The organism is Pseudarthrobacter sp. H2 (assembly GCF_050157045.1).
Taxonomy (GTDB): domain Bacteria; phylum Actinomycetota; class Actinomycetes; order Actinomycetales; family Micrococcaceae; genus Arthrobacter.
Genome location: NZ_CP189595.1, coordinates 181,322 through 192,711, shown reverse-complemented (window position 1 = coordinate 192,711; position 11,390 = coordinate 181,322). Strand labels below are relative to the sequence as shown.

Here is an 11,390-nt window from a genome sequence, read left to right as displayed (position 1 = left end):
GACATGACGTCCGAAACCACCGCTTACACGGTCTACACCAAGCCCGACTGCCCCCAGTGCGATAAGACCAAGGCCTACTTCGACGCCAAGGGCATCACCTACACGGCGGTGGACATCACCGAAGTGCCGGCAGCCCTGGAATACATCGTTGAAGAGCTGGGGTATGCCCAGGCGCCCGTGATCGTGAACAACGCCGATGACGAGGACCACTGGGCAGGGTTGCGCCGCGACAAGCTCGTCCATGCGGCCATGACCCACGCAGCAGCCCGGAGCTGAACACCACGCACGCCGATACGACACCAGGACAAAGGAACGGGACCATGACAGGCGACACCAGCATCACCGTAATCGGCAACCTCACCAGCGACCCGGAGCTGCGCTTTACCCCGGGAGGATCCGCGGTCGCGAACTTCACGATCGCCTCCACGCCGAGGACGTTCGATGCGCAGGCCAGCGAGTGGGTGGACGGGGAGACTTTGTTCCTTCGGGCCAGCGTCTGGCGCGCCGCTGCAGAGCATGTCGCAGAGTCGCTGACCAAGGGCATGCGGGTGATCGTCACCGGAGTGTTGAAGTCCTGCAGCTATGAGACCAGGACGGGGGAGAAGCGGACCGTGATCGAGCTCGACGTCGAGGAGATCGGGCCCTCGCTGCGGTACGCCACGGCCGCCGTCACACGCACCGGGGCCGGCCCCCGCCAGGAACCGGCCCCGCACCCGGCGGACAGCTTTGCCCTCTCGCCCCGCGAGTACGCGGATGATGACCCGTGGTTCGGTCTGGACGCCAACCCGGAAGGGCGCATCAACACCACAACACAGGGGGTTTCCGGTGCCTAAAAAGATCGCGGCCTTCACCCCGTACTTCACCGAGGATGAAGCCGGACAGGTCCGCGCCGCGTTCCTCGCCGCGGGGCACCTGGAAGGGGACGCGAGCGTGTCGGACTTCATCGTGCGGGCCACCCTGCGCGAAGTGAAGCGGCTGCAACGCCGCCACAACCAGGGCCGGAAATGGGACCCCGTTCCGGCCGGTGCCCTGCGCCGGGGGCAGCGCACCCATGAAGAGCTCCAGCACCGTAAAGAGGACGGCTAGCGATGGCGGAACGGCCGGAAGAAATCGCGGCGATGCCGACGCCGGCGGCCGCGCCCAGGTTTTCGAAGATGCTTACCCTGGCCGAGGTGCAGGAAATCCTGAACGTCGGAATGCCGACCATTTACGGCCTGCTGTCGTCGGGGGATCTGCGGGGTGTGCAGCTCGGCGGCCGGCGCATGTGGCGGGTCAGCGAAGACGACCTCGCCGCCTACCTGGAACGGGCCTACACAGAAACGCAGGACCGTATCACCGCCGGCACCATGGACGCCGAGCCCGCCGAGGACGGGGACTAAAAGTACGACTGTTGAGGCCACTCCCGCAATCTCCGCCGGCAGCGTTTGTCCCGGCAGCAAAGACTGACCAAACAGGTCCAACCGGGTCCCACCACGAGTCCCGAGGATCGACATCTGCGTATCAGCCGGGAGGCCATCAAGGCACTCGAAGGGGCCACCTCAGACCTGACGTAATAGACCCAGAAAAGCGCACCATCCGGTGGCTGGAGGGCCGGGACAGGGACGTCATTCCGGGCGACGCTTCGACCATTGCGAAAGCCGGGGCATTACACCTGGGTACACCCCGGGACGTGCCGGACGACTGGACGCCAAGGAACCACAGACAGGAATGGCCGTCACGAAAAACGTGACTGCCATTCCTGCCTCCAGGGCACCGTCCCGCGTTGCCCTTTGTCGTCCTGGACCAGGGAAACGGTCCCGGTTTCTGCTAGCCCTGCCCGCCCGCGGCGTCCAGGGGGTCCCCGCGCGGCGGGGTGGCGGTGTTGTCTGCGGTGGTGCGTGAGGCTGCCTTGCGGCGGCGGCCGGCCGCGGCCGGTTCGAGTCCGAGTTTTTTGAGTTCGTCGGCGCTCCAGCCGTCTTTGGTGGCGCGCACATAGGCGCGCTTGGCGTCGCGTTCGGCCTCGGTGAGTTGTTCGTGGAGGTCGGCGACGCGCTGGCGCGCGGTGACCAGGGTCGTGACGGATTCGATGCGGGAGTCCAGCAATGCGCGGGCCTGGGTGCGGGTGGATTCAATGTCGTGGTTTGCCATGGTTCAACCCTAGCTTCCGGCCAGGACGTTCCGGCCGCACCGGTCGGCGGGTTCGTGACCGGGAATGTCGTGCAGCTGCGCGTTTGCCGGGTCCTGGATCCAGTCCGCCAGGTCGCCGGTGTAGTAGCCGATGCTGCGCGGTGTGAGCTGGAAGTATTCGGGTCCGATGCCGTGCTGGCGCCAGCGGCGCAGCCGCGCCACGGGGATGCCGTATTCGCGTTCCACCTTGGTCGGTGAGATGAGAGCCATGACTGTACCTTTCGCTTGCCCTATGCCAAGTTCCTTTCGGCACGCCCGAAAGCACTGGGCCGGTGAGGGAATTGGCCAGTCGGAGGCGCCGGACCGTGGAATACCGGAGCGGAGCGAGGATATGCCGCGAAAGCCGGCGGTGCAGACTTGCCAAGGAAGGACCGGGCAGTAGCCTCAACAGCCGAAACGGAACGACGCAGTCGTTTTCAAAGGAGCACGGCGCGCAGCGTCCGCATGGTTCATGCCGGCCCCGCACACAGGAGCGAAAAACAGAAACCACCGCTCGTCCGGAGCAAGCTGGTAACTTAGCCGGGCTAAGTTCGCTCGATCCTCGACTTGTCGTCGACGATGCGGCACACTTGTCAGTGTGTTCCCCGGGGCCGGGGTCGCTGCGCTGGCAAATTCGAAGGGCGGTACAAGTGAGTGAAGGAAGCGGCTTCGCCGGTTGGAAATCCCGCCGGCGCCGGGCCAACGTTGCGGGCGGACGGGTGCACCGCCACGAGGTCAAGGTCAGCCCGGAAGAGGAAGCCCAGCTCCTTGCCCTGGCAGAGAAGCACCGCGTGACCATCCCGCGGCTTTTGATCGAAGCGGCGCTCAGCGAGGGCACAGAGAACCCGTCGGAGCGGCGGGACCAGTTCATGCAGCTCTCTACGCTGCAGCGTCTCGTCGGTACCGTGGCGAACAACATCAACCAGATCGCACGCCACGCGAATGCGACGGGGGAAGTGCCGGCAGAAGCTGCCGCTTCCATCGCCCATGCACGCGCTGTCATCATCCGCATCGACCGTCAGCTCGCCAACATGGCCGGGCGGTAGTTGCTCCGTGATTCCGAACATTACCCAGGGCGACCGCATGGCGGGCCTGATGATCTACCTCGCAGGACCGGGACGGGCAAACGAACACGAGGAACCGCACCTCGTTGCCGGCGATTCGGCGCTCATGGCCTGGCACGACGACAACGAGCTGAACCGCGACGCTGCCCTCGATATTGCCAACGCACTCGACCGCGCCCAGCAGTTTTTCGATACCGAAGTAGACGGCGGACACGTCTTCCACTGCTCCCTGAGCCTGGCCGCAGAAGAAGGCCAGCTCAGCGACGAGCGATGGGGTGCCATCGCGAACGACTTCATGAAGGACATGGACTTCACCGAGGACGGCGGGAAAGCCCCCGCCCGGTGGGTAGCCGTCCGCCACGGACTGAGCAAAAACGGCAACGACCACATCCACATCGTGGCGTCGATGGTCCGGGACGACGGCACCAAATGGAATCCCTGGAAGAGCAAGTACAAGTCCCAGCAGGCGGCCAGGACACTGGAGACAAAATACGGACTGAACGCTGTTGGGACGCTGCGTGCCGAGCGCGGTTTCACCCCGGCTGAACAGGCTAAGGCCGTCCGCCAGGGACTCCCGGAAGTCGAACGCCACAGCCTCGGCCGCAAGGTGCGGGTTTGCGCCGGGGCATCGGCAGATGAGGCAGAGTTTGTCCGCCGGGCGCGCCAGGAGGGCATGCTCGTGCGCCCCCGCTACGCGGCCGGCCGTACCGACGTCGTGACCGGGTACTCCGTAGCCGAACGCCCCCGCAAGGGTGAGCGCGCCGTGTGGTTCGGCGGCAACTCTCTGGGACGTGACCTGGCATTGCCCAAGCTCCGGGCTGAGTGGGAGAGCACCCCGGAGTCAGCGGCTTCCGCTGTCGCGGAATGGAACGCTGCGGCCCGCAACCGCAGACCGGTAAGCCCTGGCCGGGAGACGCTGCAGCCGTCGGCCGAGCTCTGGAACAAGTACGCCAACGACGTCAGTGCCCTCCGGGAGAAACTGGCCACCACTCCGCACGATGATCACGCCGCCTGGGCGCAGGCAGCCCGCGAGACTTCCGCCGCGTTCGGTGCCTGGTCCAAGCGGATCGAACCGACACCCGGGCCGCTGGCCGACGCCGCCAGAGAACTCGCCAAATCAGCCCAGCTACGCCGTTACCCGGCTCGCCCGGCAGTGGCTCTGCCGTCCGCACGCGGGGCCACCATGATCCTCCTGGCCGCCACGTCCAAGAGCGACCGCGCCGCCTACGCCCTCATGTTCCGGCAGCTCGCCCAGACCGCAAGAGCCATCCACGACATGCACAAGGCCACCGATGACCTCCGGCGCGTCCGAGACCTCTCCGCCGCCGTCATCGCCGCCGGCAAGGTCGTCGAAGCCAGCGCCACCGCACAGACACTCAAGGCACAACCCCTGTCCATGGAGACGCTGCGCCAACAGCACCCGGAAGCTTCCGAGGAAGCCCTCAAATCGAGGCTCCTGGTCGAACGTTCACGCGGCGGCTCACCGCTGCCTCCCGTTTTGACCAGACCGGATGCAGCGCACCTGCAGGGAGCCCAGCCACGGACCGAAGAGACTCACCGGCAGAACAATCCAGGCATCGAGCGATAGGGGAAGAACATGAGCGAAGCAGACGGAATCGACGACGCCGTAGACGGGACGATGCGTACCGGGCTGATGGTCGCCGCCCGCATAGGCGAGCAGCTGGCCCGGATGCGCGAAGAGGACCGGCGCAACATCGCGGCCGCCGAGGAACAACGCGCCCGGGAGCTGCAGGAACGCTTTGACGGTCAGCGCGCAGCAGCCCGTGCACAGCTGGCGCCGGCCGGCCGCGATGACTGGTGGGACAATGCCACCCCCGAAATGATCGAACGCGCCTACCAGACGGCCACGGCATGGAAGGCCTACGACCCGGAAGCCGCCCGTGCGTCGGAGCGGATCCGCGAGCAGGTGCAGCGCCGCTACGGCATCGACGTGAACAACACCGGCGCCAGCGAAGCGGTCGTGTCCGAAGCCCTCGCCCGGGCACAGCAGACCCGAGGACAAGCGGACGGCGAACGCGCCAAGGCCGCAGCTGCGCGCGCCGATGAAATAGTTGCCGGCGCCGCCGTTGCCGGCGCCAACCGCCAGGACCGGGAAACTCGGGGCGAACCGGCGTGGGACTCTGCGGAACGACGACAGCAGCTCGCCGAAAGCCTGGAAGGGAAAGATGACCGTGAGGCGGTCAATTCACGGTTCCTGGCAGATAAACACCAAGGCACGCCCGCGACGGCCGCCGTCGCACTCCAGCCCACCGTTGCCAAGACTGCAAGGCTGACAAGGACAACACATCAAGGCCGGGCGCTGGGACGCGGCGGACTCGAACGTTAAGTTCCTGGCCATCGGTCGAGGTTGCGCAGTGGCATGCTGCTTGTCATCGCTGAAGGGGCCGGGCCGCGCCACCGTCATCAGTGTCCTCGAAGCGGGCGGGGATATGACGGCGGCCGCTGAGGGAGATGATGCTTAGATCGATGGCGCGGCTGACCGCTCTATCGTCTGTCCGAAGGGCACTTCGTGGCTCAGGGCAACCGTGAATTTTGTGTCATCGTGCCGGGTAACGAGAATCCCGAACTGTCTGCTTTCCATGGCCATCTCAAGGGCTGCATCGACCGCCGCGGTGAGTTGGGCGTCAATCTGCCTCGGCCCGTCAGTCATCACCTCAAGAACGAGTGGTGCTTCCGCTGTTGTCATTCGTTGACGTCCTTTCATTCCCGGAACGTGTCCTGGGCCTGGGAGAGTTATCCGGCGTGGGGGTTGTTGATGCCGATGTACTGGGTGTAGAGGTATTCCTCGATGCCTTCGAGGCCGCCTTCGCGTCCCAGGCCTGACTGCTTGACGCCGCCGAACGGGGCCGCGGCGTTGGAGATGACGCCGGCGTTCAGGCCGAGCATGCCGGTCTCGAGGCGTTCGCCCATCCTTATGCCGCGGTTCAGGTCCCTGGTGAAGACGTAGGCGACGAGCCCGTATTCGGTGTTGTTGGCGAGCCGCACGGCGTCGTCCTCGGTGTCGAAGGTGATGATCGGGGCGACGGGGCCGAAGATCTCCTCGGACAGGATCCGGGTGCCCTCCGTGACGCCGGTGAGGAGGGTGGGCTGGTAGAAGTAGCCCGGCCCGTCCACCGGGCCGCCGCCCACGACGGCGACGGCACCGGAGGCGACCGCGTCGGTGACGAGCGCGTGGACCTTGTCCCGGCTCTTGGCGTCGATCAGCGGGCCGACCTTGGACTCGGCTTCGGTGCCGCGGGCGCAGGTCATCTCCGCCATCTTCGCGGCGAACTTCTCCGCGAACTCGGCCGCGACGGACTCGTGGACGATGAAGCGGTTCGCCGCTGTGCAGGCCTCGCCCATGTTCCGCAGCTTCGCGGCCATCGCACCATTGACGGCGGCGTCGACGTCGGCGTCCCCGAACACCACAAACGGCGCGTTCCCGCCGAGCTCCATCGAGGTCCGCAGCACCGTCCCGGACGCATCGGCGAGCAGCCGGCGGCCGACCTCGGTGGACCCGGTGAAGGAGAGCTTCCGCAGCCGGGAATCCTTGATCAGCGGACCCGTCGTCGCACCGGCCGTGGAGGTGGGGATCACGTTCAGGACCCCGGCAGGGAGCCCGGCCTCCATCATCACGGCCGCGAACAGCTGGCTGGTCAGCGGGGTGAGCTTGGCGGGTTTGAGCACCATGGTGCAGCCTGCCGCGACGGCCGGGGCGACCTTGCGGGTGGCCATCGCGAGCGGGAAGTTCCACGGCGTGATCAGCAGGCACGGGCCCACCGGCTTCTTCGTCACCAGGAGCCGGGACTTCCCGTCCGGGGACACCGAGTAGCGGCCGAAGGCACGGACGGCTTCCTCGGAGAACCAGCGCAGGAACTCCGCACCGTAGGTGACCTCGCCGCGGGCCTCAGCCAGCGGCTTTCCCATCTCCAGCGTCATCAGCAGCGCGAAGTCGTCCGCCCGCCCGGTCACCAGCTCGAAGGCGCGGCGCAGGATCTCGCCGCGCTCACGCGGCGGGACCTTCGCCCAGGACTCCTGCGCGGCCGCGGCGGCGTCCAGGGCAGCGGCACCGTCCTCGGGGCCGGCGTCGGCGATGCTGGCCAGCACCTTGCCGGTCGCCGGGTCCTCGACGTCGAAGGTTTTTCCGGACGCGGCGGGACGCCACTGGCCGTTGATCAGCAGACCGGTCGGGACCGAGGCGAGCAGGGTTGTTTCTTCGTCAAGGGTGACGGACATTCATTGTTCCATTCGTTCAGATGATTCCGGGGGACAGCTGCTGGATTTTCTTAGTAAGCCTTGACGCGTTGTTCGACGATGAGGTGGATGAGGGCGAAGACCTTGTCCTCATCGATGGCCTGCAGGGCCGCGGTGATGGCTGCAGGGATGTCCTGGTCTTTGTCGACTTTGACGCCGTAGCCGCCAAACGCCCGGGCCATCAGGGCGAAGTCCGGGTTCTTGAGCTGGGTGCCTGAGACCCTGTCCGGGTAGTGGCGTTCCTGATGGGTGCGGATGGTCCCGTATTCCTGGTTGTCCATGACGATCACCAGCGGGGTGGCGCCGTATTGGGCGGCCGTGGCGAGTTCCTGGCCGTTCATGAGGAATTCGCCGTCACCGGCGATGGTCACCACGCGTCGTCCCGGGTAGGCCAGGGACGCTGCGATCGCGGAGGGGATGGAGTAGCCCATGGATCCGTTGCGTGCGCTGATCATCGAGGCGTAGCCCCGGGTGGGGAAGTACCGGTGGGCCCAGTTGGTGTGTTCGCCGGCGCCGAAGGTGACCATCGCGTCGTGGGGCAGGGTGGGTACGAGGTTGGCCATCAGGGTGTCTATCCTGGCCTGGCCGTCACCGGGGGCGGCCGGGGGGAGCGCGGCGCGATGTTAGGAGAGCTCGAGTACAATCTCTACCTCGACGGGGGCGTCCAACGGGAGCTCGGCTACTCCTACTGCCGAGCGTGCGTGCTCCCCATTGGGGCCGAACAATTTAAGCAGCAGATCGCTGGCGCCGTTGATGACGGCCGGCTGGCCGTTGAAGCCGGGAGCAGATGCTACGAATCCGGTAACTTTCAGAATTCTGGCGTGGTCCAGGTCTCCGAGTCCGCCTGCCGCAGCCAGTGCGTTCAGGACGCAGGTCCGGGCCATTTCCGCAGCCTTTTCGGGCGTGACCTGGGAACCTACTTTGCCGGTGCCGGCCATGGAACCGTCCTGCAGGGGCAGTTGCCCGGAAGTGTAGACGATGTTGCCTGTCCTGATTGCAGGTATGTATGCCGCGGCAGCGTGCGGGGTCTCGGGGAGCTTCAGTCCGAGTTCGCTGAGGCGTGCCTTGGTGTTGCGGTGGAGCTGCGTTGTGGTCTGGTCAGTCATTGTTTCCTTTCATAGTTCTCTTCTCTTCAGGTTTCGGGTGCGGCTTTGGCAGGAGCACTGACATGCCGGTCCGGGCATCCGGGCTGTCGGATTAGTCGCACGCCGGCCGCGCGGCACGATGGCTTCCGCGTCAGATGCCGGGTCTGAAGCGAATCTGAATCGCGGCAGGTTTTTCCTTATCGACCTTTAGATTGCGTAGGCTGGCCCATTCTTGATCATCGTCGGTGGCCTCGCCCGGTTGGGGGCGTACCGGAGGAATGGCCTTCGGATTTCCGCCCTGGTCCCGCCTACCAGCCGCGTTCGGCGAGGCGGTGCGGCTGCGGGATCTCGTCGACGTTGATGCCGACCATGGCTTCGCCCAGGCCGCGGGAGGCCTTGGCGATCTCGTCCGGGTCATCGAAGAAGGTGGTGGCCTTCACCACGGCGGCGGCACGCTGGGCCGGGTTGCCGGACTTGAAGATCCCGGAGCCGACGAACACGCCGTCGGCGCCGAGCTGCATCATCATGGCCGCGTCGGCCGGGGTGGCGATGCCGCCGGCGGTGAACAGGACCACGGGGAGCTTGCCGGTGGCGGCAACTTCCTTGACCAGTTCGTACGGGGCCTGCAGTTCCTTGGCGGCGACGTAGAGCTCGTCCTCGGCCATGCCGGCCAGCTTCCTGATCTCCGCGCGGATCTGGCGCATGTGGGTGGTGGCGTTGGAGACGTCCCCGGTGCCGGCCTCGCCCTTGGAACGGATCATGGCCGCGCCCTCGTTGATGCGGCGCAGCGCCTCACCGAGGTTCGTGGCGCCGCAGACGAAGGGGACCGTGAACTTCCACTTATCGATGTGGTTGGTGTAGTCGGCCGGGGTCAGGACCTCGGACTCATCGATGTAGTCGACACCGAGGGACTGCAGGACCTGGGCCTCGACGAAGTGCCCGATCCGGACCTTCGCCATGACCGGCACGGAAACGGCGGCAATGATCGCCTCGATCATGTCCGGGTCCGACATCCGGGACACGCCGCCCTGGGCACGGATGTCGGCCGGGACGCGTTCCAGCGCCATGACGGCCACGGCGCCGGCATCCTCGGCGATGCGAGCCTGCTCGACGTTGACGACGTCCATGATGACGCCGCCCTTGAGCATCTCCGCCATGCCGCGCTTGACCCGGCTGCTGCCCGTGACGGGAGGAACTGACAGGCTGAATGCGTTTCTTGTATCAGGTGTGGACACAATAATCCTTTTATATGTTGGGGATGGGCGGGGCGTGTAAGGCCCAAGTACCCGATGGGGTCTGGGCTCTCCACGGTTGTTGATTGAGCCGGGTGTGCACTTTCGAAACTGGGCTATACCTGGCAATTCCTGTCAGAGCGTTCTGGATCCATGCGGCGAATCGCCTGTTCCCGACTGATGCGCAACTCAATACCGTTGGTCTTTTCCAGGAGGAGCCGCTCGGCGAGGGGATCAGAGATGATCCATGCGATCGTCGAGCCGCTGTCGGCCATGTCTATTGTTCCGGTCCCCAGCCGTAGTCCGTTGCGCCAGAATTCTACGTCGGTGCCAGGCAGCCTGGACCAGTCATCGAATGTCGTATGGGTCACTGATCGGTTTCCTTATTGGTGTTCGCTGTCCGGCCGGGGAAATTTGTTCGGTATCCACCGATCAACCGGTCGAAAACACGGAGCATGGTTCGGGGCGCAGGATGCTGCGCTGGCCGTTTCGTTGATCCTATGGTGCGATCAGCAGCACGGCTCCGTAACCCAAAGCGGCGATGAGGATCCATGAGAGCAGGGCTACGAGGCTTCCGCGCAGCCCGGAGGACAGCAAATCCCGGATGCTTACGGCCGATCCCAGACCGAAGAGAGCCGAGCCCAGCAGCACGTCCTGGACGATTGACCCGATCTGCAGCATGTCGGGGTTTAGTATGCCGAGCGACCGGATACCGATCATGGCCACGAAGCCGATGATGAAGAGCGGAACCAGTGGTGGTAGCGGCCCCGACTCCACTTCGTTCTCCGGATTTTGCCCCTGCCTCCGGGCGCTGCGCCGGGTTCCCATGCCGGCAAGAAAAACGATGGGGGCCAGCAGCAGCACGCGTGTCAGTTTTATTACCAGCGCTGCCGCGAGTGCGGCCGGCCCTGCGACTTGGGCTGTAGCGACGACCTGTCCAACATCGTGCACCGAAGCCCCTGCCCATTGGCCGAACTGAATCGGATCCAGCGCCAAGGGGCCTATTAGTAGCGGGAGAACACCGATGGCTAGGGTTCCGCAGAGGGTTACCAGCGCTACCGGCATCACGGTATCGGCATGTCGGGCGCGCCGGGCGGCTGCCATGGCGCCGATCGCGGAGGCGCCGCAGATGGAAAATCCCGCCGCGAGCAGCAGCGGGGTCTCGCCCGGGAGCCGGAAGAGCCTCCCCAGCAGGTAGGTCCCGGCAAAGGCCAGGATGACAACGGCAGAGATGATGCCAAACGCTGCCCATCCCAGGCCCAGTACGTCCACGACGCTCAGCTTCAGACCAAGGACCACGATCCCGGCACGCATGAGCCGCTTGGCGGCAAAGGTCAGTCCGGGACGGAGCGGGCCGCGGATATACGTGCGGACCTTCGGAAGGTTTGCTGAGAGAATTCCGAGAGCCACCGCGACGGTCATCGCAGGAAGCGATGGAACCAGACTGTGGACTCCCAGCGAAATCAGGACTGCGACTACACACGCGCCAAGACCTGGCAGGAGCCGCACCCACACCCGGCTCGACTTCTCGCGGGGTGGCACGCCAGTGAGTGTTTTACCCATCAGCATTCCCTGCATTCCCTGCATCGCTGACTCGAGTAGGGCGTGCG

15 protein-coding genes and 1 pseudogene are annotated in these 11,390 nt (G+C 65.6%); 7 read left to right on the top strand and 9 right to left on the bottom strand.

Annotation, left to right across the window (positions count from 1 at the left end; genetic code table 11):
* The first annotated feature begins 3 nt into the window (after positions 1-3).
* Genes ACQCSZ_RS25335 through ACQCSZ_RS25320 form a run of 4 tightly spaced genes read left to right on the top strand, consistent with a single transcriptional unit; the run spans position 4 to position 1,379 of the window.
* The gene (locus ACQCSZ_RS25335; RefSeq protein WP_427008553.1) at positions 4-276 is read left to right on the top strand and encodes a glutaredoxin family protein; all 273 of its coding nucleotides are present in this window, start codon (positions 4-6) and stop codon (positions 274-276) included.
* A gap of 44 nt (positions 277-320) precedes the next feature.
* Positions 321-833 carry a single-stranded DNA-binding protein gene (locus ACQCSZ_RS25330; RefSeq protein WP_427008552.1) on the top strand — a complete coding sequence of 171 codons (513 nt, stop codon included), beginning with the start codon at positions 321-323 and terminating at the stop codon, positions 831-833.
* Positions 826-1,086 carry a ParB family protein gene (locus tag ACQCSZ_RS25325; protein WP_427008551.1) on the top strand — a complete coding sequence of 87 codons (261 nt, stop codon included), beginning with the start codon at positions 826-828 and terminating at the stop codon, positions 1,084-1,086. The genes ACQCSZ_RS25330 and ACQCSZ_RS25325 overlap by 8 nt, the downstream gene beginning before the upstream one ends.
* A gap of 2 nt (positions 1,087-1,088) precedes the next feature.
* Positions 1,089-1,379, top strand: coding sequence for a helix-turn-helix domain-containing protein (locus tag ACQCSZ_RS25320; protein WP_427008550.1), 291 nt, complete (start codon positions 1,089-1,091; stop codon positions 1,377-1,379).
* A gap of 427 nt (positions 1,380-1,806) precedes the next feature.
* Here ACQCSZ_RS25320 and ACQCSZ_RS25315 read toward each other — a convergent pair whose 3' ends face one another.
* Together ACQCSZ_RS25315 and ACQCSZ_RS25310 are read right to left on the bottom strand one after the other, a co-directional pair.
* On the bottom strand, positions 1,807-2,127 hold the full coding sequence (locus tag ACQCSZ_RS25315) for a hypothetical protein (protein WP_427008549.1): 321 nt from the start codon (positions 2,125-2,127) through the stop codon (positions 1,807-1,809).
* Positions 2,128-2,136: 9 nt separating this feature from the next.
* Positions 2,137-2,376 carry a helix-turn-helix transcriptional regulator gene (locus ACQCSZ_RS25310; protein ID WP_427008548.1) on the bottom strand — a complete coding sequence of 80 codons (240 nt, stop codon included), beginning with the start codon at positions 2,374-2,376 and terminating at the stop codon, positions 2,137-2,139.
* Between the two features lie 419 nt (positions 2,377-2,795).
* Here ACQCSZ_RS25310 and mobC point away from each other — a divergent pair, with 419 nt between their 5' ends.
* The 3 genes from mobC to ACQCSZ_RS25295 are packed head-to-tail and all read left to right on the top strand — an operon-like array spanning position 2,796 to position 5,556.
* Positions 2,796-3,191, top strand: a complete 396-nt coding sequence (gene mobC / locus ACQCSZ_RS25305) for a plasmid mobilization relaxosome protein MobC (protein WP_427008547.1) — start codon at positions 2,796-2,798, stop codon at positions 3,189-3,191.
* Between the two features lie 7 nt (positions 3,192-3,198).
* Entirely contained in the window at positions 3,199-4,797 is a 1,599-nt protein-coding gene (locus tag ACQCSZ_RS25300; protein ID WP_427008546.1) for a relaxase/mobilization nuclease domain-containing protein, read from the top strand.
* A 9-nt stretch (positions 4,798-4,806) separates the two neighbouring features.
* Positions 4,807-5,556 (top strand): hypothetical protein, encoded by a 750-nt coding sequence (locus ACQCSZ_RS25295; RefSeq protein WP_427008545.1) that lies wholly within the window; start codon positions 4,807-4,809, stop codon positions 5,554-5,556.
* 132 nt (positions 5,557-5,688) lie between these two features.
* Here the strand turns inward: ACQCSZ_RS25295 and ACQCSZ_RS25290 are convergent, their stop codons facing one another.
* From ACQCSZ_RS25290 to ACQCSZ_RS25260, 7 genes and pseudogenes are all read right to left on the bottom strand, one after another.
* Complete coding sequence (locus ACQCSZ_RS25290; RefSeq protein WP_427008544.1) at positions 5,689-5,916, bottom strand: hypothetical protein; 228 nt, start codon at positions 5,914-5,916, stop codon at positions 5,689-5,691.
* A gap of 47 nt (positions 5,917-5,963) precedes the next feature.
* Positions 5,964-7,445, bottom strand: a complete 1,482-nt coding sequence (locus ACQCSZ_RS25285) for an NAD-dependent succinate-semialdehyde dehydrogenase (protein WP_427008543.1) — start codon at positions 7,443-7,445, stop codon at positions 5,964-5,966.
* Positions 7,446-7,495: 50 nt separating this feature from the next.
* A pseudogene (locus ACQCSZ_RS25280) lies at positions 7,496-8,080 on the bottom strand (thiamine pyrophosphate-dependent enzyme); the annotation flags it as partial.
* A 6-nt stretch (positions 8,081-8,086) separates the two neighbouring features.
* Entirely contained in the window at positions 8,087-8,569 is a 483-nt protein-coding gene (locus ACQCSZ_RS25275) for a RidA family protein (RefSeq protein ID WP_427008542.1), read from the bottom strand.
* Positions 8,570-8,856: 287 nt separating this feature from the next.
* Positions 8,857-9,783: a pyridoxal 5'-phosphate synthase lyase subunit PdxS gene (pdxS, locus tag ACQCSZ_RS25270; protein ID WP_427008541.1), complete on the bottom strand. Its 927-nt coding sequence runs from the start codon at positions 9,781-9,783 to the stop codon at positions 8,857-8,859.
* Between the two features lie 113 nt (positions 9,784-9,896).
* Positions 9,897-10,151 carry a hypothetical protein gene (locus ACQCSZ_RS25265; protein ID WP_427008540.1) on the bottom strand — a complete coding sequence of 85 codons (255 nt, stop codon included), beginning with the start codon at positions 10,149-10,151 and terminating at the stop codon, positions 9,897-9,899.
* Between the two features lie 127 nt (positions 10,152-10,278).
* Positions 10,279-11,343 (bottom strand): YeiH family protein, encoded by a 1,065-nt coding sequence (locus tag ACQCSZ_RS25260; RefSeq protein ID WP_427008539.1) that lies wholly within the window; start codon positions 11,341-11,343, stop codon positions 10,279-10,281.
* Between the last annotated feature and the right edge of the window lie 47 nt (positions 11,344-11,390).

Bases quoted from the DNA above. Each gene is read 5' to 3' on its own strand.
- ACQCSZ_RS25315 (WP_427008549.1), bottom strand. From the start codon at position 2,127: ATGGCAAACCACGACATTGAATCCACCCGCACCCAGGCCCGCGCATTG.
- ACQCSZ_RS25285 (WP_427008543.1), bottom strand. From the start codon at position 7,445: ATGTCCGTCACCCTTGACGAAGAAACAACCCTGCTCGCCTCGGTCCCG.
- ACQCSZ_RS25290 (WP_427008544.1), bottom strand. From the start codon at position 5,916: ATGACAACAGCGGAAGCACCACTCGTTCTTGAGGTGATGACTGACGGG.
- ACQCSZ_RS25260 (WP_427008539.1), bottom strand. From the start codon at position 11,343: ATGGGTAAAACACTCACTGGCGTGCCACCCCGCGAGAAGTCGAGCCGG.
- ACQCSZ_RS25320 (WP_427008550.1), top strand. From the start codon at position 1,089: ATGGCGGAACGGCCGGAAGAAATCGCGGCGATGCCGACGCCGGCGGCC.
- ACQCSZ_RS25335 (WP_427008553.1), top strand. From the start codon at position 4: ATGACGTCCGAAACCACCGCTTACACGGTCTACACCAAGCCCGACTGC.
- ACQCSZ_RS25295 (WP_427008545.1), top strand. From the start codon at position 4,807: ATGAGCGAAGCAGACGGAATCGACGACGCCGTAGACGGGACGATGCGT.
- ACQCSZ_RS25330 (WP_427008552.1), top strand. From the start codon at position 321: ATGACAGGCGACACCAGCATCACCGTAATCGGCAACCTCACCAGCGAC.
- ACQCSZ_RS25310 (WP_427008548.1), bottom strand. From the start codon at position 2,376: ATGGCTCTCATCTCACCGACCAAGGTGGAACGCGAATACGGCATCCCC.
- ACQCSZ_RS25275 (WP_427008542.1), bottom strand. From the start codon at position 8,569: ATGACTGACCAGACCACAACGCAGCTCCACCGCAACACCAAGGCACGC.